Below are 24,111 nucleotides of genomic sequence, written 5' to 3'. Positions count from 1 at the left end.
GGCGTGGCCCTCGTTTCAACCGGCGTGCCCGAATCCGGTGCGCTGGCCGCGCTACAGGCTCCACCCGTCGCGGTACTCGGTCCGCACGTACTTGTTCGCCTCAGGCAGGTTGATGACCTGCATGTTCGCCGCGTCCCATTCGATCCGGGTGCCCATCCGCTTGGCGATGACCCCGAGCAGGCAGATCTCGGTCAGCGTAGCGGAATACTCGAAATGCGCACCGGCGGGCCGGCCTTCCTTGCAGGCGCGCACCCAGTCCTGCTCGTGTCCGTCGGCCACGCGCGGAATCGTCTGCGCCGGTCGCTGGTACTCACGCATGCGGCTCTCGGGGATCAGCCGCGGGCTGTTCCCATACGTGCCGCAGATGATCTTGCCTTTCGTCCCCTTGAACAGCGCTCCGCCATCGCTGTCGCCCATCATGCGCTCCGGCTCCAACTCCTCCGGCCGCGGCGCCCGCAATCCCTCGTACCAGGTCAGCCTCACGGGGGGCAGGTTCTCGCGGGCGGGGAACTGGAACGTGACGATCCCCGCGATCGAGTGCGTTTCCTCGGTCTGACCAAGCGTGGTCGCCTCGACGCTGGTCGGCAAGCCGAGCTTGAGCGCCCAGAAGGCCGGGTCGATCTGGTGCGCGCCGCGATCGGCCATCCAACCGGAACCGAAGTCCCACCACGCCCGCCAAGCCATGGGGTGGTAGCTGGGATGGTATGGCCGCATGGGGGCAGGCCCGATCCACAAGTCCCAGTTCATGTCCTTGGGCGGCGCTGGCGCGTCCTTGGGCCGCTCGGGGCTCCTGGGGCTCCAGCCGGCGTGACCCCACGGGTAGTACGAGTCGTTGCACCAAACGTCCACCTCGCGGACCTCGCCAATGGCGCCGTCCGCAATCCATTCGCAGAGGAGCCGCACCCCGTCTTCCGAGTGCCCCTGAATCCCCATCTGCGTGATCACCTTGGACTCGCGGGCCGCCTTGGCCAGCGCGCGGGCCTCGTAGATGTCGTGCGTGAGCGGCTTCTGCAGATACACGTGCTTGCCGGCCTGGAGCGCCGCCATCGCGATCACCGCGTGTGTGTGATCGGGCGTCGCGATCATCACCGCGTCGATGTCACTCTGCTTTTCCAGCATCTCGCGATAGTCGGTCCAGACCCGCGCGTCGGGGAACTTGGTGATGCATTTGGCCGCGTACTCCGGGTCCACGTCGCAGAGTGCCACGATGTTCTCGGTCGCAAGGTTGTTCATGTTGACGCTGCCCATTCCGCCCACGCCGATCCCGGCGATGTTCAGTTTCTCGCTCGGCGGCTTGGTGCGCCCGCGGCCGAAGACGCGACCGGGCAGGATGGTGAATGCGGCGGCCGAAGCGGCGGTGCCCAACAACGTGCGGCGTGTAATCGTGTTGTCCGACATGACAGGCTTCCTTTGTCTCAGTCAGCCGGCTCCCGGGCGACCCGGCTGAACAGACCTTCACCGCCGGGCGCGATCCGCGGCCAGATCGTCGCCCGTCGGCCAGACACCCCCACCACAGGTCGAGCGCTACTTCGCCGGCTCGACGATGATGTTCCGATACGCCACCACGCCGTGGTCGCCCTGCAGCATCAGCGGCCCGGCGGCCTTCTCGCCGCCCGGCAGCTCGCCGCCGGTGGGCCCCTGCAACTCGACGTTTTCCTGAATCACCTTGCCATTCAGCGTCACCTTCACGAACTTGGCGTTCTCGGTCTTCTTGCCGGCAGCGTCGAAGCGCGGGGCGCGGAAGACGATGTCCAGGGCCTGCCATTCGCCCGGAGCCTTGCTCGCATTGGTCGCCGGCGCTTTCACACTGTAGATGCCGCCCATGTCGCTATGCTCGATCTTGTCGTCGGGCTTGCCGAAGCTGTCGAAGACCTGCACCTCGTACTGGCCCATGAGGTACACGCCGGAGTTGCTGCCCTTGGGCACCATCAGCTCGATGTGCAGCGCGCAATCACCAAAGGTCTTCTCGGTGATGAGATCGCTGCCGTGCTCGACCGGAGCGCGGAACAGAACGGCGTCATGAGCGCCGCCCTCGCCGGTGCCGACCAGCCGCTTGGGGTCGGCCTTGTCGAGGGCGACCTCGGAGACGACTTTCCAGGTGTCCTTGCGGTCTTCGGTACGCAGCTTCCAGCCATCCAGGTTGCGGCCGTTGAAGAGCACGGCCTTGCCCACCGGTTTCTCGCGGTCGGCCTGTTGCGCCAATGCGCCGGGCGCCGCAGCGAGCACGAGACCTGAAATGACCAAGAGGACGAGGTTGCGGAGGTTGAGTTGCGTGTTCATGGCAGCAATGTACCGTAAAGCCACGGGGTACGGGAAGAGCGCGGCGGGTGGCTTTCGCGCCGCGCCCGGTCGCCGGCAACCCTACTGGACGGACCCAATCCGCTCGTAGGTCCACACCGCCGACCCGGGTTGGGCTCTCAAGACCACGAGCAGCCCGGTCTCCATCAACTCCCGCCCGCTCAGCTCCAGGCCCGCATCCGTGCGATCCAGATCGGCCAGGCGGTACGTTGCGTCCGGATTCAGCCCGCAGAGCCTGAGGCGCGCCGCTTCGTAGATGCTCTCAGCACGTCTGAATACCTGCACAACGCCGCCGCCGGCCTCCGGGCGGTCGAACTGCCAAGCCATCCAAACGTCCTGCGCTGGGCTGTACGTGGTCAGCGGGTAGAAGTCGCCGGCGTAATGCGGCGCGATCTTCTCACGCCACTCGGTGACCAGCCGCCGGGCCGCGGCGAAATCCAGGTCCTTGCGCCGCATGTCGTAGCACATGTTGTTGAACGGGCACAGGCAACTCCGCACGCTGTAGGCGTCGAACTGGTTGTAACCAGTGCCGTAGAACGGGATCCACTGGGCGATGCCATACGTATGATTCTGCTGGCCGACCGGCTCGAGAATGTAATCGCTCCGCAACAACGGCACCGCCCGCCGCAGCGTCTCGAGGTCGTTGCGCCGCCCGCCGCTCGCGCACGTGTCGATCAGCAGGTCGGGGTGCCGCTGGCGCAGCTCGTCCCAGTACGCCAGGTAGCCGGCGACATGCTTGATTTCGGTGATTCCCTGGCGGTCCGGGGCGTCGTTCTTGCGCCAGTAGTCCAGCGGGTCCATGTTGAAGTCCTGGCGGTAGAGGTCGATCCCCTCGCTCTTCAGCAGGCCGTCCACATGGTCGGTGAGCCACAGCCGCGCGTCGGGATTGCCCAGGTTCAGCAGCGCGCCGCCGAGAATCCACTCGGGGTGCGCTTCGGCCAGCCACGTGCCGGCGGTAACCCGCTCCGGCTCGAACCACACGATCGTGCGGATGCCCTTGCCCCGGGCGTGATCACTGATGGCGCGCAGCCCGTTGGGGAAGCGCCGCGGGTCCACCTCCCAGGTGCCCGTATTCGGCCAGCCGGTCTTGTTTGAATACCACCCAGCGTCCATCCACCAGTAGTCGAGCCCGAGCTGCTCTTCGACGTAGCGATCGACGAAGAGCTTCTGATTCTCCTCGTTCGCGTTGATCATCTCGCCAAACTGGTGCGAGCTGCACGCCGCCATGTGCGGCGGCGGCAGCTTGCCGCCCGGGCGCGGCACGTTGTGGGCGATCATCCAGCGGCGCCAGACGTTCTGCGCGTGCGCACGGTCGCCGCGCCAGAACTGCAGCACGACCAGCGGCGTGCGCACCTCTTCGCCCGGCAACAGCTTGAAATGCGTCAGCTCCTGCCCGCCAACCACGTGCAAACCCGTACTTTCATCGCGCGTAAAGGTGGCCGCCCACTGCCCCGGCCAGCCGAGCACCACGATGAGCCCGCCACCGCCCCACGCGAGATTGAAATACGGCAGGTCGCTGTTGGTCGGGCGTCCCCCGGCCGCGGTAATCGTCTTCCGAGTCTTCGGTGGCAGCACAGTTTGGAGCGGCTGGTAGTCTCCGGCGGTGCAGGGGCTGCCGACATTGTGGTGCAGCACAAACTCGGCGTCGCCGCCGCGGGTAAGCCTCAGATCAAGCGCCTGAATCTGCGAGAGGATCGGCGTATCAGCCGTGCCGGCGTTCCTGAGATGCAGCGTCCATTCGATGGTGGGGAAGTCATCGTAGACCACGCCCACGCGCCGCACGACGAGCCCGCTCGCGGGATCGGTCCACGTCTCCGTGAACTGCGTCTGGTGATCACCGAGCGGGTTTGACGTGCGCTCCAGCTGGCACATCTTCAACAGATCGCTCGACGGCCGGCCATCGTAAACGAATGAAAACAGCGGCTCGGTGGGAACCTGCTCGGGTGCTGCATTCAGGTCCAGCTCGCCCAGCCAGATTACGCGTCCGTCGCTCAACGTGACGCGGGCGTCCGCCCAGTCCGCCTGGTCGCACGAGATGCCGTCGCCCGCGTCGCCGACTTCGAGGATGAACTCCGTGGCGCCGGCAAGTTCGACGTGCACGTCCGCGGCCGGCGTCGTCACCTGCATCACATCGGAGCGCAGGGCCTCCTTTTCACCGACGTGCACGGTGAACACGACGCTCCCGCACCCGGCGCCAGTGTTCTCGTTATGATCCACACCCGCGACCGCCTCGAAGGTCGTCCCCGCCCCCGGCAGTCGCACGACCAGCTTGCTCGGCGCGTGGCAGTAGAGTCCGCGCGTGTACTGCCGGTCGCCAAGCCGCATCGGTCGACCGTTGCGGGCATTACGCTGCACCGCGTCGTGGTTCGCGATGACTGTGATCCCAACAGGTGCCGGCACGTCCGTGTACTCGCCGGCAAACTGCGCCGCCGCCCAGCGCTGGGCTGTCGCCAGCTCCTCCGCACGCGGATGCGACTCCGGCGTCCAGGCCAAGCCGCCCAGCAGCACGAGTGCGATCAATCCCATCGCCGAGCTCCTTGAGAGTGATTCACGGTCGGTCGGAGGGCAGAATCACATCGGTCCGGCGTGCCGGCGGCGCAACCTTCAGCGACACAATCGCGCCATCACGATACTCACATTCCACGATCGTGCGCCGCGGCGCGTGCAGCTTGAAATGCACGTTCCAGTCCTTCGGCCAGGCCGGCAGCAGACGAATCCTGTCGCCGTCGCATTGCAGTAGCATCAGTTGCAGCAGCGTCATCAGGTTACTGCCGTGATCCTGGTCGGGCAGCCAGTCGAAGTTCGGCCCCCACATGGCGGGAAAGCGAAAGGCGGGATGGCTGTTGGCGCACTTCGCAAGCAGGTCCGCACGAGCCTCCGCGGTCAGGCCGAGCAGCGCCGCGAACGCACCGTCTTGCGTCCAGCCGACATGCGATTTGTCGTGCCGGCGGTGATACGCCGCGACGGCAGCGGCGTAGTGCGGCTTGTCGATTCCCAGCACGCGGAACGGGAAGAGCCCGTAGAGCTCGGGGGTCTCGACGTTGCTGCGTTTGTCTGTGTACTTCTCCGCCGGCGCCATGACGAGTTCGCCGTCCACGCGCCGCGTCGGCAGCGGCGGCGTCGCGTGCTTCATGCGGCGCCACAGCGCGCGGTCCTCGGGCGTGCCGACGGATCGCGGCAGTGCGAGCAATGCGTCGCACACGGCGTGCAGGCCGGCGACGGACGGCGCATCGTTGACGACATCCTCCCAGTACGTCTCCACGGCCTGCGTGGGAGAGATGATGAGCTTGCCGTGCTCGTCCCGCCGGAAACGCGTGTCGTAGTACCGGAGTGCGTTGTACGCCATGGGCAGCGCGTGCTCGGTCAGGAACCGCTCGTCGCCCGTGTACGCCGCGTAGTCGAGCATGAGCTGAGTCAGCTCCAGGCTTTGCTGCCAGGCATACTGCCACCACGGGCTCTGGATGACCGCGCGGTCGACGCCGGCGCGACTCCAGCCGTAGTCGCTGTTCGCATAGGTCGCAAAAGTGGTCATGGTCTCCGGGAAGTAGAGCCCGTCGGCGCGGTAGTAGACCTGGGCGCGGGCCTTGCAGCCCGGGACGGCCGCTTCGTAGAAACTGAACAGCGGCTGCATGAGATCGAAGTCGCCGGCCGCGAGCATCGGGTAATACGGCAAGCGCGTATTCTGCCACCAGTACGAGCCGCCCCACCGGCGCCAGTCGGGGTTGAAGGCCGGACCACCGGCGAATTTCGGCTCCACCGTGAAGATCGAGCCATTGAACTTCGGCGGAAACTCACCGCGTGAGGCGCCGGCGATCATCCAGCGCTGGAGAATATACGCATGGGTGATACGGGACGGCGGCACGGGGTCACGAGCGCCAGCGGCTTCGACCGGGTCACCCGCGACGAAGATCCAACTGCGATCCCAGAATTCGCGCCACCACCGGCCGGTCGCCGCCCGAGCGCCGGCTTCGTCGGTTGCATGTGTGGCGATCTGCTGGACGGCCTTCAGCCAATCCTCGGCCGTCGGCGTCCGGGCCGAATGCGTGACGATCCGGATTGTCGCGGCCGTCACGTCTTCCGCCGCCAACGCGGCCGGCCCGGCCTTGCGTAGCTGGGGGCTCTCCATGCGCCCACCAAAAGTCCGGCCAGTCAGCGGGTCGTCGAACCGGTCGGCGATTTCCTCGAGCCCCTGGTGCTGGAGCGTGAACGGCACGATCGAACGCTCGTTGCGATGGTACCAGACCACGGCTGACGGATCGTCCGCCAGCACGTCGGCCGATTCCCACGCTTCGCGCTGCACGATCTCATCCGGGGCATCGCGCATGGTCCAGGAGGATTGCAGCTCTTCCTTGTCCGTCAGCACGCGGCGCTCGTTGCGCCACATCTCAAGGGACGCCGTGACCTTCACCGGCGATCCGGACTGAAGCGCGATGTGGACAACAGGCGCCTGGGCGTCGACCAGCAGCGAGAGTTCGACCTGCTCCCGACCGGCGCCCGCCGTGATCGCGATGCGGCCCTCACGCAGGAGCAGTTCCTGGCGAAACGGCTGTCCGGCTGCGAACGGATTCGGTGCCAGTGACACGCGCACGCGACCCAGCTTGAGCAGCCGGTCGCATTCGCTCCAGGCATCAACGCGCGCGATATAGAACAGCAGGTCACCCCCCTGTTCGACCCAGACGTTCAGGCCCACCACGCCGTTGCCGATCGGCATCGCGCCCGAGGCGTCTGCGCTGGCCGACGTCCAGACGACGTTGTAGGCGTCGACGGTGGACGGTTGCGTGGGTGCGCTCTGGACCGCACAGCCCGCGAGCAATGCCGCCAGCATGTTCAATCCAAGCATCCTTCAGCTCCCAGGTCCGGCGGTGGGTGGTTTGCAGGCGATCGACGCGGCTCTGGAGGCACGCCTACACGCCCCGAGAACGGCGACCAGCTTGGGTGCGACCTTCCCGTGCCGGTTCTGGCCGCGTTCCGCCCCGGGTCAGTGTGCGGCCTTGTAGCCCATCTTTTCCAGGGCTTCGCCCTCGGTGGCCGCGAACTGGAAGGCCTTCGTCAGCTTCATGATCTCGAACAGCCGCATGAGTTCACGCCGCAGGCCGCAGATGATGAGGTTGCCTTTGATCGCGACGGATTTCTTGTGCAGGGTCATCAGCATGCCGATCGCCGCCGACGCGAGCAGTTGCACCTTGGTGAGATCGAGGATCAGCTTCTTGCGGTCCATCTCGTCCACCAGCCGGAAGAGCTCGCGGCCGACGGCGTCGATCTGCTGGGCCTCCAGGAGCCGGGGCTCCTGAATATCCACCACGGTTACGTCCCACATCTGCTGGATCAGGAGCTTGGGCGCGGCGCTCATGCGGGTCCTCCGTCGCGCGTCAGCGCGTGGCCGCCTGCGTGCGCGCATATCGTAGCGTCTGCCCGGCCACCGGGGCAATGTGCGGCTGGTCGCTACTCTGATTCCAACAGTTGCGCGAGGGCACGCGCGTCGCACCCGCGCGGCACGCCGCCTCCGCGTGCGCAACACCGGCCGTCACGTTGCCCACCGTGGCACCGGCACCTACGCCGGGAGTTCGGCCGGCAACTCACGGGCCGCTCCCGCTGCGACCTATCCTCGTATATGCGCGTCCCGTCCGGCGTGTTTAGCGGAATTTCAGCGCAATGCGCGGGCACCGGCTGGCCCCGCCGCGACGCGCTCCCCGCTGCACCCACCCCCTACCCACGCCCGTATATCCGCGCGCACTCGATCGCGAACCGGAACGTTTCCAGGGACACCGTGGGCGGAATCGAGTGGTCGCTGTGATAGATGTAGCCGCCACCGCGCGCCGCGACGGGCACCTTGGCGGCGATCTCCGCCTCGATCAGGGTCCGGTCGTTGGTCGCCAGCACGTCGGCGTCGATGTTGCCGATCAGGGTCAGCCGGTCGCCCCACTTCGACTTGTACGCCCGCACATCGTTGCCGGCCCGCGCCTCCAGCGGATGAATCGCGTCCACGCCCGCCTCCAGCAGCAGCGGGATCAGCGGCGACACGTCGCCGTCGCAGTGCCACATGAACTTCAGCCCGTGCGCCCGCGCGTACTCCCCGATCCGCCGCCACTGCGGGACGGCCCAGTGCCGCGCCGCGCGCGGCGAGAACAGCAGCCCCCCCTTGTAGCAGATGTCGCTCCAGAACCAGATCGCATCGAAGCGGTATCCGCGGGCAAACGTGCGGTCCAGCATCGCCAGCAGGAAGTCCGTGTACGCCGTCGTCAATTCCGCGACGAAGTCCGGCTCCTTGGCCATCGCCCGCAGGGCCAGCTCGAAGCCCAGCGTCTGATAGAGCACGAACCAGACCGGATCCACGGGCGTGATCGCAGTGAAGTGCCCGGCCGCGCTGGCGGCGCGATAGAACGCTTCCGCGGCGGGATTGCGGAAACGATCGTCGCTCACGTTCAGCCGCGCGCGCAGCCGCTCCCAGTCGCCGTGCGTCCGCAGCGCCGGCTCGACCACGTGCGGCGCGCTGCTGCGGTCCGTCCATTCCCTGACGACCTTGCCGTAGCCGTCGCGGACGATGCGGTGCTGGGCCGACTCCTCCAACGTTCCGCCCGGAAAGCCGAACGACGGGTCGAAGAGGTCGTTCACGCAGGCCAGATGATCCAAGCCGAAAAAGTCCTCGATCTGCCGCTGATCGGTGCCGGTGATGTCCGCGGGCAACCCCTCGCTGTGCCAGCGGACGATCGTCTCGGGCCAGATCGTCGTCTCCCAGATCGGGCAGCAGTCGGGTTGCTGGTGGTTGAGGGCGTCGAGTGTGCGTGTGCGTGAATCCACGGTTTTACTCTCACGGTGCGCCGTACCGGGTCCGGGCCAGCGGACAACCCGACACCCGCCGCGCCGCGCGCGATTCTCCCGCACCCTCAGCCCCGCGGCAAGCCAGGCGGTCGCTGATTCGCCCGGTTAGCCGCGTGGGCCGCCGGCTCGCCCGTTACAGGTCAATTTCCTGGCGTCCCGGCGTCAGCGGAACCTCGCAGGCCTGCCACAGCAGCGTCCCATGAATGCCGGCCGGCAGAGTCACCCTCGCGCGGCAGCGGCGGGCATCGAAATCAAACTCGATGGCCCCGTTGGGGTGCGGGAGGGCCCCGGCGATGCGCGGCCAGTCGCCGAGCTGGGGCTCAATTCGCACGGTGCGGAACCCGGGCGACGCCGGCCGAATGCCGGCGACCGTGGCGTAGAGGTGGAACAGCGGCTGGCTCGACCACGCATGGCAATCGCTGCGGCTGGGTTCGTACGTCTCGAGTGGCGTCCGGCAGCCTTGGGCAACCATCGCTTTCCAGCGCGCGAGTTGCGGCAGGATGCGCTGCCCCTGTCCCGTCGCACGCAGGGCCTCGAACACATAGAAGCTGAAGTAGTGGCTGGCGCGGTGCAGATCCGACGCTTCCAGCAACCCGCGCAGCACGCGCCACGCCCGCGCCCCCGTGACGACGCCGCTCAGCAGCGCCAGCGCCTGACCATGCTCGCTGAAGGTCGCATGCGCCAGCTCGTTGGCAACCAGGCCGCGGCGGCGGTCCCAGAAGCGTGCGACGATGGCACGGCCGGTCACGCGCGCCTGCTGGGTGTAGCGCCGGGCCAGCAGCGGCTCGCCTGCGAGCGCCTCGAGGTCGGTCGCAGCCTGCAAGGCCAGCACGTACAGCAGGTTGTTCAACGACGATACGCCCGGCTGGCCGTCGGGCGCGCAACCCATCTCCCATTCAGGCACCCAGTCGATGAACGACCAGCCGGGTAGACCTTCCAGCAGTCCATCGCTGTTGCGGTACGGCGCGCAGTGCTCCAGCATGCTGCGCAACCCGATCAGCCGGTCGCAGACAAACGCCGGGTCGTTGCGCCACCAGGCGTAGTCGCGCAGCACGAGAGCCCAGAGCAGCGCGAACGTGACGCTGTGTTGCGGCTCGCGACAGGGATACCGCTCGTTGACGAAGCCCCAGTTCACACGCGACGCATCCAGCAAACGAAGCGCCTGTCGCGCCAGCCGGTCGTCGTCAGTCGTTACGTACGTGGTGAGCAATTCGAGCCGCGTGTCGCCGACGTACATGAGCTGCTCGTAGTATGGACAGTCCAGGTACGTCTCGTGACTACACATCTGCAGGCCGCGCACGCACAGCGCGACCACGGCTGGCAGGCCCGCGTCGGGCGTCTCGAGCCGGCCGGTCATTTCCAGCGGATAACGGGTTTCATCGAGCGACAGGCTCTTGATGGTGAGGGGTGCCGCCGCGGTGACGACAGTGATCACGCAGTAGCGCCCACACCGCCACCAGTGGGTCGTGAAGCGACGCGTGCCGCCGTCCGCGATGAAATGGTCGGCGAAGCAGACAAAGCGCTTCCCCGCAATTTCGCCGCGGTGTCCTTTCGACCGGCCGTCAGCCGCATAGGGCGCTTCGCTCCAGCCCCAGGTAATCCGCGCGTCGCGCCCACCATCGACTTCGAGACACGGATACGCGCAGTAGTACTCGTCAAGGTCCCAGATCACGTAGAGCGTCGTGTGCGGCGGCACAGTGACCGGGTGCGTGCCCGCGACCACCGCCTGCCAGGCGGCCCGCTCCGACCACTGCAACGCCTCCGCCGACACGGGGGTGTCACGGTCCAGAATTCCCGCCCCGCCCGCCACTATTCGGCCGGCCCGGATGCCACGATCCAACTGGTCCGGCAAGGCCGACGGCGTCAAGCGCCAGCCGGGCGTGACCACACCCCACGGCTTGTCGCGCACCGGCTCGCGGACGACGACCGCCGCAACCGCGCCGTCATTGGTCCACGGGTACATACGCGCGTCCCACTCCAGGGCTGCGCCGACCCCGAAGCAGTCCGGATTGCCCGCGTCCACGGGCCGCTGGCCGACCAGCCGGACGACCTGCCACGGGGCCTTGCCCGTCGTCAGAGCGGCGTCGTACGGTCCTTCGGCCGCGAGGATGAACCCGCCGCGCCACGAAAGTTGCGCGAGGGGCGCAGCGTTCAGCAGCCGCCAGCACCAGGCCTCCAGCGTGTGCGGGCCGGGATCGAGCGCGACGCGGTAGGTCGCGTAATGCCAGTGGTCAAGATCTCCGCGATCCGGGCCCCGGCTGATGCGCTGGCCATCGAGCAGCAGCACATAGCGTTCGTCGGCGCTGACGTGCAGCAGCAGCGGCAGATCGGCCGCCGCGAACACGCACCGGAAACGGAGGAACACCGGCTCGTCGTCGGGGACCTGTCCGTGCCAGATCCACGCGGCGGCGTCGATGGGTTGGCAGCGCATGATATTGGTGTTGCCCAGGTGCTCGCGGGCGGGCAGGAAGATGCGGCTGACACGGCTGGCCATGCATGCACCTCGTGGCCGGGGAGGCGAGCGCTACTTCTCGGCTCGCACGGAACAAGCGGGATCGGCGGCACTGAAGGGTATTCCTTACCACCGACGGGCGCCTATCAGCAAGTGCCAAAGCGGCGCGCGTGCGCCGCGCGGCGTCATCAGCAGCGCGGCCGCGCGATGCGTTGAGCGCCAACACTGGCGCCCACACTGAGTCCGCAGCGCTGCCGGGTTCTCGCGCAACTCGATTCGTCCCCAACGTAACCGGTTCGCACGTGTCTACCAGGGTGCAGGAACGCAACGCTTGCGGCTGGTCAGGATGTGGGCGCGATGGCGCGCAAGCCCGGTGCCCTCATCCGACCGGAAAGGCGGTGGACGATGTGGCCCGAAAGAATCAAATGTGTTTGCCCGGCTTGTCACACGGCCTACCACATCCCGGCCAAGGCGCTCGGGCGCCAGGCCCGGTGCCGCGCTTGCGGGACTACCTTCCGCGTTGGCGAGCGCGTTCCGCATCCTCCGACCGAGGATGACGTCATCCGCTGGCTGCGGGAGGCGGAGGACGACGACGAGGCCGCCGTTGAACGTCGCGAGGCGGCGGACGAACTGCTGACACTCGGCGCCGAACCCGGCGCCGGCCCACTCTCTCGAAAGCGTCGCAGCGCGTGACCAATCAGGATGCGCGCGTTGACCACCACCGCGAGGCGCGCCGTGGCGTGTGGGCTCGCAGTGCGGCGCGCACTCTGCCGGACGGGGGTCGACCACACGCGGACGACTCATTAGACTAGGCCCTGCATCATGACAGCGGACCCGCGGCGGGTGCACGACGAAGCGTCCCGCGGGTCGCCGGGACTTCCCGCCGGCCCGGTGCGGTTGACGTGCCGGGCAGCCTGGACGCTGCCGAGCGACGCACGCAGGGCACGGATGCGCGATGTCCCAGGAGGATGCGCATGGAACGCGTTGGGTTCGTCCTGAAGGTCCGGCCCGAGTGCCTCGACGAATACAAGCGGCGTCATCGCGAAGTATGGCCGGAGATGCGCGCTGCGCTGCGGAGCACGGGCTGGCACAATTACTCCCTGTTTCTGCGCGAGGACGGGCTGCTTTTCGGATACCTGGAGACGGACAATTTTGCCGCCGCTCTGGCGGGCATGGCGCGGACCGACGTCAACACGCGCTGGCAGGCGGAGATGGCGCCGTTGTTCGAGCATACCGGCGGGCGCGCGGCCGACCGGGCCCTGCTGCGACTCGAAGAGGTGTTTCACCTGGATTAAGCCGGCGCCGGTGACGCGCGCGACCGCTGCCCAGCACCGTCCACCGCGACCCGCGAATCGAGGAGATGAACAGACATGCAGCGCGACCAGGTCAGTGTCTCGGCGGCTGCGTGGGACCAGATGCGTGATGGCCGTCCGGTGCGCCTCTACACACTGGCCAATCGCGCGGGTCTGCAGGTGTGCGCGACGGACTACGGCTGCACGATCGTGTCGTTGACGGCGCCCGATCGTGACGGACAACCGACCGACGTTGTGCTCGGCTACGATCGTCTGGCTGACTACATGGCGAACTCGGCCTACATGGGCTGCGTGGTTGGACGCTACGCCAATCGCATCGCCGCCGGCCGTTTCACGCTGGACGGCCGGACATACACGCTGGCCACCAACAGCGCATCGGGGGGGCTGCCGTGCCACCTGCACGGCGGCCGGCTGGGCTTCGATAAGCGGCTTTGGGAGTCCGAGCCGGTTACCGAGGCGGGCGCCGCCGGCGTCCGGTTTCACCGGCGCAGCCCGGACGGCGAAGAGGGCTACCCCGGCAACCTCGATGTGACCGTTGAATACTGGCTTACGGACCGCAACGAGCTGCGCGTGGAGTACGACGCGACCTGTGACGCGCCCACCGTCGTCAACCTCACGCAGCACATGTACTTCAATCTTGGCGGACACGACCGCGGGACGATTCTCGACCACGAGCTGATGATCGCCGCGGAGCGGCTGACGCCGGTGAACGCCGGCCTGATCCCTACCGGCGAGTATGTGCCGGTCGCCGGCACGCCATTCGACTTCCGGACGCCGACCGTCGTCGGGCTGCGGATCGATGCCGAGCACGCCCAGTTGCAGTATGGCGGGGGCTACGATCTCAATTTCGTACTCGACCAGCGCGACATACAACGCCAACCAGCCGCTACGCTGTGCGATCCGACGAGCGGCCGGCGGCTCGAGCTCTTCGCGACGACCCCCGGGCTGCAGTTCTATAGCGGCAACTTTCTCGATTCCAGTCACATAGGCAAAGGCGGGCATCCGTACCAGCGCCGGGCCGGCCTGTGCCTCGAAACGCAGCACTACCCGGACTCGCCGAACCACGCGCACTTTCCGTCGACGGTTTTGCGGCCCGGGCAGCAGTACCGGCACACGGCGGTGTACCGGTTCTCCACCCGATAGAGCGAAGGTGCACCTCGTGCATGGTCGATCGCCGCATTGCAGCACGCCGTACCGCCGCAGGGGGGCCGGCGCGGCGGACTGCGGACATCCGCGCGGCGTCCTGCCGCTGATGCTCGCGCTCGCCCTGGCGCCGTGTGCGTCCGGACAGACACCGCTCGAATGGCAGGACCCGACGTGCACGCACGTAAACCGGCTGGGTCCGCGCGCCGTGCGCTGCACCTTCCCGGACGCGGAGGCGGCCCGCAGCCGTGACCCGCTGCGCTCCCCGTACTTCGAATTGCTCAATGGCACCTGGAAGTTCCACTGGGTCCCCAAGCCAGCCGACCGTCCGCTGGACTTTTTCCGCCGGGAGTTCGACGACAGCACCTGGGCAACGATCCCGGTGCCGGCGAACGTCGAGTTGCACGGCTACGGGATTCCGATCTACACGAACATCACGTATCCGTGGGGCACCCCGCCCGACCCGCCGCACATTCCCGCGGACAACAACCCGGTGAGCTCGTATCGGCGATGGTTCGAGCTACCGAAGGCGTGGGCGGGGCGGCACATTCTCCTGCGGTTCGAAGGCGTGGCTTCGGCGTTCTACGTGTGGGTGAACGGCACGCGCGTCGGCTTCAGCAAGGGCAGCCGCACCGACGCCGAATTCGACATTACGCCGTACGTGCACGCCGGGAAGAACCTCCTCGCGGTCGAGGTGTATCGCTGGAGCGACGGTTCATACCTCGAGGACCAGGATTTCTGGCGGCTGAGCGGCATATTCCGTGACGTCTATCTGCTCGCGGTGGGCGACCTACATGTGTGGGACGTGGACGCGCGCCCCCGGCTCGACGACTCGCTGGAAGACGGCACGCTCGAAATCGACGCCAGCGTGCGCAATTTCGGGTCCGCGGTGCAGAAAGCCACCGTGACCGCGAAGCTGCTCGACCCGGCCGGCCAGCACGTGCTCGCACTGCACGCGGAAGACCAGGCCGTCGCGGCCGGCGAAACGTCGACGTTTGTGCTCCGCGGCGCGCTGGCGGCGCCAGTGAAATGGACCGCCGAAACGCCCAACCTGTACACGCTGCTGCTGACCCTGCACGACCACACAGGCATGGCGACCGAGGTGATTCCAGTCCGGATCGGCTTCCGGAACGTCGCGATTGTCGATGGCGAGTTGCTTGTGAACGGCCGCGCCGTGCTGCTCAAGGGCGTCAACCGCCACGAGCACGACCCCGATCTCGGTCAGGCCATCACCCGCGCCTCGATGATCGCAGACATTCGCCTGATGAAGCAGCACAACATCAACGCCGTCCGCACGTGCCACTATCCGAACCAGCCGATCTGGTATGACCTCTGCGACGAATACGGCCTCTACCTGATTGACGAGGCCAATATCGAATCGCATGGCATGGGCTACGGGGAGCGCACGCTCGCCAAGCGCCCGGAGTGGGCCGCCGCCCACTTGGACCGTACGGTGCGGATGGTGGAGCGGGACAAGAACCACGCATCGGTCATCATCTGGTCACTCGGCAACGAAGCGGGCTTCGGGCCGAACTTCGTCGCGACCGCGCAGTGGATCCGCGGCCGCGATCCGACGCGTCCCGTGCACTACGAGCGCGCCGGACTCGACCCGGCGACCGATATTGTCTGCCCGATGTACGCGGCCCCGGCGCAGCTCGCCGAGTACGCGCGCGAACCCCAGACGCGACCTTTCATCCTGTGCGAGTATTCACACGCGATGGGCAACTCGAATGGCAACTTGTGGAAGTACTGGGAGCTGATCTACAGCCAGAAGCACCTGCAAGGCGGCTTCATCTGGGACTGGGTCGACCAAGGGCTGCGCCAGCCGATCCCGCCGCGCACCACGCTGGTAATCAGCGACGAGGCCCGCGTGCGGCCCGCGGTGGCCGAGCTGCGCGGGGTATTGAGCGACGACGCGCTCGCCGGCAGCGTCGTCTTTGCGCCCGCACCCGCGCTCGACCTCACCGGACCGCTGACGCTCGAAGCGGTTGTCAAGCCACTGCAGCCTGCGGAGCACGCGCCCTACATTACCAAGGGCGACACGCAGTATGCACTCAAGCAGACGCGCGACCACCTGGAGTTCTTCATCTATACCATTGACAGCGACCGCCGCTGGATCAGCGCCCGCGCGCCGCTGCCCGTCGACTGGTTCGGCCACTGGCAGCGCCTGACCGGCGTCTTCGACGGCCAGATGCTCCGCCTTTATATCAACGGCCAGGAGCAGGCCGCGGAGCCGATGGTTGGGCGACCGCACTCGAACAGCGCCCCCGTCGCGGTCGGCGCCGACGCCGAGAACCCGAATCGCAGTTCCAATGGTCTGATTCGGGCGGCCCGCGTCTACGATCGGGCCTTGAGCGCCCCGGAAGTCGCCGCCCCGACCCGGCCCGAAGCCGGCGTCGTCCTGGACTTCGCGTCCGCCGCGCTGGCGGTGCAGCACGGTGCGTGGACCGGGCCGTCGCCGGGCCAGGGGTGGTACTGGGCCTACGGCGGCGATCTCGGTCCGCCGGGCACGCCCAGCGACGACAATTTCTGCTGCAACGGGCTCGTCAGTCCGGACCGCGTGCCGCACCCGGGACTGTATGAACTCAAGAAGGTCTACCAGTACGTGCACGCCCGTCCGGTCGATCTGGCGCAGGGGACCGTCCAGGTGACCAACTGGCACGACTTCACGACGCTCAGCGACGTCGTTGAAGGCTACTGGGAGGTCCGGGAGGACAACCAGGTGATCCAGCGGGGTCGTCTGCCTGAACTCGACCTCGCGCCGCGCGTCACACGCGATATCACGGTGCCCTTCACGCCGGTGACACCCGAACCCGGCGTCGAGTACTTCCTCGATCTCTCGTTCCGCCTCAAGCACGACGCGTGGTGGGCCCCGCGCGGCTACGAAGTCGCCTGGGAGCAGTTCAATCTGCCCATTGAGAGGCCCGCGCCGCCGCGCCCACTCGCGGACATTCCCGCGGTCGAGCTCACAACCGATGACGCCAGCGTGGTCCTGCGCGCCGGCGAAACCACCTGGACGGTCAGCGCTACCACCGGCCTGCTGACGTCCTGCCGGCGGGACGGGACCGAGTTGCTCGTCGCCCCGCTGCGGCCGCATTTCTGGCGGGCGCCGATCGACAACGATCGCGGGAGCCAGATGGCCGGTCGGCTGGGCGTTTGGCGCGACGCCGGCGCACGCTGGCAGGCGGAGACGGTGCTCGTCGACCGCGCCGCCCCGCGGTGTGTCACGGTGCAGGCGCGCGGCGCGCTCGCGTCCCCCGCGATCGAGCTCGCGCTGACCTACCGGTTCTACGGCACGGGCGACGCGGTGGTCGAACTGCGCTGTGAGCCACGTGCCGAGGGTCTGCCGGACCTGCCGCGTGTGGGAATGCAGGCCAGCGTCGCCGGCGCACTGGACCAGCTCACCTGGTTCGGTCGCGGCCCACATGAGACGTACTGCGACCGGAGCGACGCGCGCATCGGTCAGTACACCGGCGCGGTGGCCGCCCAGTTCTGCGTGGACTACAGCGAGCCCGGCGAAACCGGCAACAAGGTGGACGTGCGCTGGGTGGCGCTGCACGGTGCCGGCCACGCAGGGCTGCTGGCGGTCGGCCAGCCGCTGTTGAGCGTGAACGCCCTGCCGTTCACGACGGCCGACCTCGAGGGCCCCAAGCATCCACACGAGCTGGCGGTGCGCGACTTCGTGACACTCAACCTGGACCTGCGGCAGATGGGCGTGGGCGGCGATGACAGCTGGGGCGCGCTGCCCCACCCGGAATTCCGCCTGCCCGCCCAGGCGTATGTGTACTCGTTTCGGCTGCGCACGTTTGACCCCGCGGTCGATACGCCGGCCGCACTGGCGCGCGCGGCTCCCGGAGCCGGCGCGACTTCAACCGGACGACCCAACCACGGGGGCCGACTAGCGTCCCAGGCCTCCCGGCAGTGTGAGTAGAACCGCGGCGCGAAAGGAAGATTCATGGAATTCATCGGCTTGGTGGACATCATCGTCTTCGTGGTGCTGGCGCTGATCGTGATCGGCATCGGCATGTGGGCCGGCCGCAGCGAGAAGACCCGCAGCGAGCAGGGTGCCCAGGATTACTTTCTCGCCGGTCGCGGCTTGACCTGGTGGCTCGTCGGCTTCAGCCTCATCGCGGCCAACATCTCGACGGAGCAGTTCGTCGGCATGAGCGGCAAGGCGGCGGCGTGGCTCGGGATGGCCATCGCGAGCTACGAGTGGATGGCCGCGATCACGCTCGTCGTGGTGGCGTTCATCTTCCTGCCGCGCTTCCTGCAGAGCGGCATCTATACCATTCCCGAGTTTCTCGAGTACCGTTACAACACCTTCGCGCGCACCGTCATGGCCGTGGCCACGCTGATCATCCTGGTGGGCGTGCCGACGGCGTCCGTCATCTTCTCCGGCGCAAAAGTGGTCACGGGCAACTTCCAGGGCGCCATCCTCGGCCCGCTGGATTTCGGCAACATCACCGTCGGCTGTTGGATCATCGGTATCGTCGCCGCCATCTACGTCTTCGCCGGCGGCCTGAAGGCCTGCGCCTGGACGGACCTGCTGTGGGGCTCCGGCCTCATCATCGGCGGCGCGATCATCGCCTACCTGGCGCTGCGGGCGCTCGGCAGCGCGGACCCGGCGGCCCTGGCGGTCACCGCGGTCACGGACGGCGTGCAGCCCAGCGACCTGCAGGGCAGCAGCGGCTGGTCGCGGTTCTGGCAGCTCAACTCCGGGCCGCTGCCGGCAGGCAAGCTGCACATGGTCCGCGACGCGCGCGATCCGGAGGTGCCGTGGACGGCCCTCGTCGTGGGCCTCTGGATTCCGAACTTCTTCTACTGGGGACTCAACCAGTACATCACGCAGCGCACGCTGGGCAGCAAGAGCCTGCGCGAGGGCCAGAAGGGCATCGTCTTCGCCGCGTTCCTGAAGCTGATCATCCCCTTCATCGTCGTGATTCCCGGCATCCTGGCCTTCAACCTCTTCTGCACCGACCTGCAAAGCGACGCGGTGAACCGGAATGCCCTGGTGGTCTCGGCCAGCTCGCCGGAACTGTACGCGGAACTGTCCGACGGGCTGAAGCCCGCGGCCGACAAGCGCAACGCGCGCATTATCGCCCAGATCGAGGCAAACCTGCGAGCGACGGCACCGGCCACGGCGCGCGCGTACCGGTTCAACGACCGTTTCGCCGCGCTGCACCCCGCGGACGCCGCCCGGATCGCCGCACACAACGCCCGCCTCGTCGGCGGCACGCTGGACGCGACGGCCCAGGGTGCGGCGCTGGCGGCCGCAAACGACCGCCTGCTGAAAGCCGGCCCCGCGGGCCTCGCGGTCGAGACGCTGCCCGCGTATGACTACGACAATGCGTTTCCCACGCTTATCCGCCGGCTGCTGCCGGTCAACGTCGGCCTCAAGGGTTTCGTGCTGGTCGCGATCTTCGGCGCGGTCGTGAGCACGCTGGCCTCGATGCTGAACTCCGCGTCGACCATCGCCACGATGGACATTTATCACAAGCTGCGCAAGAACGCGTCCTCCTTCGAGCTCGTGACGGCCGGACGCGTGTTTGTCGTGCTGTTCGTGCTCATCGCCATGTCGATCGCCCCGTTCCTCGGCAGCCCGATGTTCGGCGGGATCTTCACGTTCATCCAGGAATTCCAGGGCTTCATCTCGCCGGGCATCCTGGCGATCTTCCTCTTCGGCGTCCTGGTGCACCGCGCCCCGCGCTCGGTCGGCACCGTCGGTCTCCTGCTGAATCCGGTGCTCTATGGCCTCTTCAAGTACAGCACCACGCTGTTCGGCGACGGCACGCCCAGCGTGCTGCGGGTGATCGCCGGCTGGTCTTTCCTCGACCGCATGGCCCTTTGCTTTGGCATCGTGATGGCGGTGCTGACGGTGATCACGCTCGCGGCGCCGCTCAAGCAACCCGTGGTGCTGCCGGTCAACGCGAAGATGGACGTGTCGCCGTCGCGCTCGGCGGTCGTTTTCGGCGTGGGAGTCTGCATCCTCACGGTCGTGCTGTACATCGTGTTCTGGTGACCGGCACAACGCCCTGCCGGCGGCGCGACGCTACGCGCGAAACTCCAGCGCGGCGCCCGGGCCCGGCTGCGTGACGATCGCGTACGAGGGCCCGTGGCCCGCAGCGTCATAGCGCGCCCGCACCGCCTCGGTCACCGCTGGCACGGCCGTCTGCTTGACGATCGCCACGATGCAGCCGCCGAACCCGCCGCCGGTCATGCGCGCGCCGTAAGCACCCGGCACGCCGCGGACGATGTCGACAAGCAGGTCCAGCTCGGGGCACGACACCTCGTAATCCCGGCGCAGGGATTCGTGCGACGCGTACAGCAGCCGGCCGAGGGTCTCGAGATCACCTTTGCGCAGCGCGGCCGCCGCCGCCCGCGTCCGCTCATCCTCGGTCGTCACGTGCCGTGCCCGGGCGGCCACAAGCGACTCGAGCTGCCGCCGGTGCGCCTCGACGTCCGCCGACGTCACGTCGCGCAGCGCCCGCACGGCCGGGTTGCGCTGGCGGAAATACGCGACCGCGGCCTGGCACTGCTTCTGGCGCACGGCGTACTCGCCCGACGCCAGTGCGTGCCGTACGCCGGAATTCACGACCAGCACCACCGCGTCGCCAAGCTGCAGCGGCACGTGTTCCCACGTCCGGCTGCGACAGTCGAGCAGAAACGCATGCGCACGCCGGGCCAGCACGCTGACATACTGGTCCATGATGCCGCACGGCACGTGTGCGTACTCGTGCTCCGCGCGGCGGGCCAGGTCGGCGAGCGGCTGCCCTTCCAGCGTCACGCCGCCGAGCGCCGCGAAGGCGAGGGCCGTGGATACTTCGAGCGCGGCGGAGCTGGAAAGGCCGCTGCCGACAGGCACGTCACTCGCGATAAGCACGTCGGCGCCGGGCGCGCCGGGGCGCAGGGCGCCGACCAGCGTTTCCACACCCGCGACGTAGTTCGTCCATCCCGGAAAGCCCTGTTTGGACCACCCGCCGCGCGGCCATTGCTGCTCGTCATTGAGTTCCGCGGCGACCACCCGAACCTGTCCGTCCGTCCGGGGCGCAGCGGCCACCCACGTGCACTGCTCGAGTGCCATCGGGAACACAAAACCTTCGTTGTAGTCCGTGTGCTCGCCGATGATGTTGACGCGGCCCGGGGCTCGCGCTACCACCGTCGCCGGTCGCCCCATGCGCCGCTCAAAATCCGCCTTCACGTCTGCTGCCGCACGCAGTGCCATCACATGTCCTCGCTACTCACTCACTAGTTGTTCCGGAACGTCCTGTCGCGGAATTGGCGCGGGCACCGCCCGCGGCGTCGTGATCATCCGTTGCCGCTACGGTGACTCTTGCACCAGCCGCCGCACCTGTTCGCCCGCCAGCAGCAACGCGCCGACGCCGTAGACATCGGTGTGCGCTGCTCGGACGCGCCGCGGGTCGTCGCCGACCGGCTGCACCCATTCGAGCATTCCGTTCGAATCGACGCAACGGACCAGCGCGCTCCACGCTCGCTCGACCACCGGCCGGTACTGCTGTTGCTCCAGGAGGCCGGCGTTCACGCCCCACGCGAGCGCGAAGCAGTAGAAGCCAGAGCCGCTCGTTTCGGCGTACGGATAGCCGGCCGGATTCAGCAGGCTCGCGCGCCAAAGCCCGTCCGCCTGTTGCAGGGCCGCGATCCGCGCGCTCATTTTCCGGAAGAGCTGCTCGTAGCGCGGGCGCGTCGGATGCTCGGCCGGCAGGTGTTGCAACACGCGTGCCAGACCCGCGAGCACCCAGCCATTGCCGCGGCTCCAGAAGACCTTCTGGCCGTTGGACTCGCGCTTCGCGATGAAACGGCCGTCGCGGAAGTACAGATGCTCGCCCGGATCATACAGGAAATCGGTTGTCTTCCACCACCGCCGGTCGAGCTCTCGCAAGTAGCGCGCGTCGCGAGTGGCCTCGTAGAGCAGTGCCAGTGTCGGCGGCCCCATGAACAGCGCGTCACACCAGGCCCACTCGCGCAGGTGGATTTCGTTGCGCCAGTCCAGGGGCTCATCCGCGGGTTGAGCGGCGAAGTCGTCGAGCGCGGCGCGGATCGGCGCCAGCATCGCCTCGTCGCGGTGCCGCAGGTACAGCTCGATGTACATCTGCCCGACGCAGTGGTCGTCGGCGAAGTACTTGCGCGGGCCCGGCTTCCATTCGGCTGCCCGCCCGATCTCCAGCGCCGCCCGCTCGAACGCCGGGTCGGCCGTGGTGCGCACCAGGGCCATCAACCCCGCGTAAAACGCTCCGTGCGTCCAATCCCACGCCGGATGCACCGCCGGATTCGCGAGTTGCCAGCGCCCCACCCGCTCCATCGTCCGCACGATCGTGTCCGGGTCGAGCGCGTTCGTGGTGCGCGGCGGCTCGGGGCGGTCCATCCGCAATGAGCAGGCGTACTGCGTGTAGTGTTCGTAGCTGCGATCGACACACATCCACAAGACGCGGGGACCGTCGGCGTGCGCTTGGCGGATTGCGACCGGGCGCACGTTGTCGTACTGCGAACCCGCGGTCAGCGCCGCGTGCTGCCACTGGCCGTTCTGCGCGGACAGCTCCCAGCGCTCGAGCTCGAACACGCCCTGCCGCGGCCGGGCCAGGTAGAGGCGGCGCGGGTCAGCATGATCCAGCACGATTCCGGCGGAATAGTGCGGCTCGCGCTCCACCCCGGCGCGGGCCGATCGCGGGAACCAGGCGCCGGCATCCGCGACGGGTGTCTGTCTCCACCCGGCTCCATCCCAGCACGCGTAGTAGTACACGTGGCGTGTCTCGGCCGGGAGACGCGTGTACGCAATCGCCGGGCGGCCCACCGCATCCGCGGCAATATCCCACAGCCATGCACGCACGCCCGTCGCCGGCCCGTCGTGGATGACGTCGCACGCCGACGGGTCAATGGGCAGCGTGTCGACGCTGCCGATCACACTTCCATCAGCACGGCGAAACACCTGTCCGTCAAACGAACAATAAAAGACGCTGTTGGTCTCCTCGTCACGGGGATGCCCGGTTGTGAACGCCAGGTGCACTATCTGGCCATCGCGGCTCGCCACCTTCAGGTACGGGCGGTTATGGGCGTCGGCCTGCGGCGCCTGGAACACGATGCGGCCCAGCCCGAAGGTGGCCCCACCGTCGGTCGACACGGCGAAGCAGGGTCGCCCGTTCGTACCGCGCCAGAACAGCAACAGCGTACCGTCGGCACGCATGACCGGATTCGGGTAGCACACCGCGTTGGGATGTTCAGGTTTCAGCTCGGCGGGGTTGTTCAATGCGAGTGTCTGCTCCGGCTCCCACGCGCTGATGTCCATCGCACGCTCCGTGATGCGCGTCCGCATGACCGTATCCGCGTGCTTGGAATAGAACACCCGCAGCCGCCCGTCCGGCAGGACCACCAGCGCGGGCGCCGCGTGGTCGTCGCACTCAAACTTCCGCTGGAGAATCACGGTGTCGATCGCCTGCGTCGTGAGATCCAGCGCGCCGACGACGATGTCGCCCTGGCTGTTCACCCAGCCGACGTACGTGTGCGCGGGCGGGCCGGAGTGATGCACCGCCCGCGGGTCGGCAAACCAGCACCAGGCCCCGTCGTGCGTGAAGCGGCGAAAGCTCTCGCCGGCCGGACCATCATTGGCGGTGTCCGTCCCGGCCCGCGCCGCCAGTCCGCACAGCGCCATGCCAACCGACGCCAGCGTGCTCATCGTCCAGGCGGCACGTTTCATCCTGCGGCTACCTCCGCAACGTCCTGAGCGCGCCGCGCACGACGTGGAGCCACCCGGTCGGGTTGTACGCGCGGTCACCGTGGTCGTCGAACTCGTGGCGCAGCCTGCCCGTGGTTGCGACGATCTTATGAAACCGCGCCGGCAGGTCAAGCACGTGCCTGGCCGACTCCGGTGACCACGGCGCGCGCTGAGACGTCCAACGTCGCGCGCCGCTCGGCCTGACTCCGCTGGCGGGGCGCGCCAGGCAGCCGCATCACCGCGGCTCCCACTTGTGGACGGAGGCTGGCGCGCAACCCGGTCCATTGCCTGGCGCATCACCCGTTCCGTCTCTCCATGCTAGGGTCCGTGGTCACCGGCGCACGATGCGCGCGGCGCGGTGC

General features: G+C 67.8%; 14 protein-coding genes. 5 read left to right on the top strand and 9 right to left on the bottom strand.

The window, feature by feature from the left end:
• Positions 1 to 51: 51 nt before the first annotated feature.
• The 7 genes from KA383_06425 to KA383_06395 all read right to left on the bottom strand — a co-directional run bounded on the left by KA383_06425 (position 52) and on the right by KA383_06395 (position 11,611).
• Positions 52 to 1,398: a Gfo/Idh/MocA family oxidoreductase gene (locus tag KA383_06425; GenBank protein ID MBP7745752.1), complete on the bottom strand. Its 1,347-nt coding sequence runs from the start codon at positions 1,396 to 1,398 to the stop codon at positions 52 to 54.
• 126 nt (positions 1,399 to 1,524) lie between these two features.
• Entirely contained in the window at positions 1,525 to 2,280 is a 756-nt protein-coding gene (locus tag KA383_06420; protein MBP7745751.1) for a DUF1080 domain-containing protein, read from the bottom strand.
• Positions 2,281 to 2,361: 81 nt separating this feature from the next.
• Complete coding sequence (locus KA383_06415; protein ID MBP7745750.1) at positions 2,362 to 4,824, bottom strand: NPCBM/NEW2 domain-containing protein; 2,463 nt, start codon at positions 4,822 to 4,824, stop codon at positions 2,362 to 2,364.
• Between the two features lie 22 nt (positions 4,825 to 4,846).
• Positions 4,847 to 7,138, bottom strand: coding sequence for a hypothetical protein (locus tag KA383_06410; protein MBP7745749.1), 2,292 nt, complete (start codon positions 7,136 to 7,138; stop codon positions 4,847 to 4,849).
• A 138-nt stretch (positions 7,139 to 7,276) separates the two neighbouring features.
• Positions 7,277 to 7,648: an STAS domain-containing protein gene (locus KA383_06405; protein ID MBP7745748.1), complete on the bottom strand. Its 372-nt coding sequence runs from the start codon at positions 7,646 to 7,648 to the stop codon at positions 7,277 to 7,279.
• A 356-nt stretch (positions 7,649 to 8,004) separates the two neighbouring features.
• The gene (locus tag KA383_06400) at positions 8,005 to 9,096 is read right to left on the bottom strand and encodes a hypothetical protein (protein MBP7745747.1); all 1,092 of its coding nucleotides are present in this window, start codon (positions 9,094 to 9,096) and stop codon (positions 8,005 to 8,007) included.
• A gap of 154 nt (positions 9,097 to 9,250) precedes the next feature.
• A complete protein-coding gene (locus tag KA383_06395) occupies positions 9,251 to 11,611 on the bottom strand; it encodes an alpha-L-rhamnosidase (protein MBP7745746.1) in 2,361 nt (786 codons plus the stop codon).
• A 315-nt stretch (positions 11,612 to 11,926) separates the two neighbouring features.
• Here KA383_06395 and KA383_06390 point away from each other — a divergent pair, with 315 nt between their 5' ends.
• The 5 genes from KA383_06390 (at position 11,927) to KA383_06370 (ending at position 20,044) form a co-directional block, all read left to right on the top strand.
• Positions 11,927 to 12,262, top strand: a complete 336-nt coding sequence (locus tag KA383_06390) for a hypothetical protein (protein MBP7745745.1) — start codon at positions 11,927 to 11,929, stop codon at positions 12,260 to 12,262.
• Between the two features lie 281 nt (positions 12,263 to 12,543).
• The gene (locus KA383_06385; protein MBP7745744.1) at positions 12,544 to 12,864 is read left to right on the top strand and encodes an L-rhamnose mutarotase; all 321 of its coding nucleotides are present in this window, start codon (positions 12,544 to 12,546) and stop codon (positions 12,862 to 12,864) included.
• A gap of 75 nt (positions 12,865 to 12,939) precedes the next feature.
• Positions 12,940 to 14,025 (top strand): galactose mutarotase, encoded by a 1,086-nt coding sequence (locus KA383_06380; GenBank protein MBP7745743.1) that lies wholly within the window; start codon positions 12,940 to 12,942, stop codon positions 14,023 to 14,025.
• A 16-nt stretch (positions 14,026 to 14,041) separates the two neighbouring features.
• Entirely contained in the window at positions 14,042 to 17,956 is a 3,915-nt protein-coding gene (locus KA383_06375; protein MBP7745742.1) for a DUF4981 domain-containing protein, read from the top strand.
• Between the two features lie 24 nt (positions 17,957 to 17,980).
• Positions 17,981 to 20,044 carry a sodium/solute symporter gene (locus KA383_06370; protein ID MBP7745741.1) on the top strand — a complete coding sequence of 688 codons (2,064 nt, stop codon included), beginning with the start codon at positions 17,981 to 17,983 and terminating at the stop codon, positions 20,042 to 20,044.
• A gap of 30 nt (positions 20,045 to 20,074) precedes the next feature.
• Here the strand turns inward: KA383_06370 and galK are convergent, their stop codons facing one another.
• Together galK and KA383_06360 are read right to left on the bottom strand one after the other, a co-directional pair.
• Positions 20,075 to 21,247, bottom strand: coding sequence for a galactokinase (galK, locus tag KA383_06365; GenBank protein MBP7745740.1), 1,173 nt, complete (start codon positions 21,245 to 21,247; stop codon positions 20,075 to 20,077).
• Between the two features lie 96 nt (positions 21,248 to 21,343).
• Positions 21,344 to 23,731 carry a glycoside hydrolase family 88 protein gene (locus KA383_06360; GenBank protein MBP7745739.1) on the bottom strand — a complete coding sequence of 796 codons (2,388 nt, stop codon included), beginning with the start codon at positions 23,729 to 23,731 and terminating at the stop codon, positions 21,344 to 21,346.
• Positions 23,732 to 24,111 lie beyond the last annotated feature (380 nt).

It is taken from the genome of Phycisphaerae bacterium (assembly GCA_017999985.1).
Taxonomy (GTDB): Bacteria; Planctomycetota; Phycisphaerae; order UBA1845; family Fen-1342; genus JAGNKU01.
Note: the sequence above shows the minus strand (reverse complement) of the source record. Positions and strands in the feature narration are given on the sequence as shown.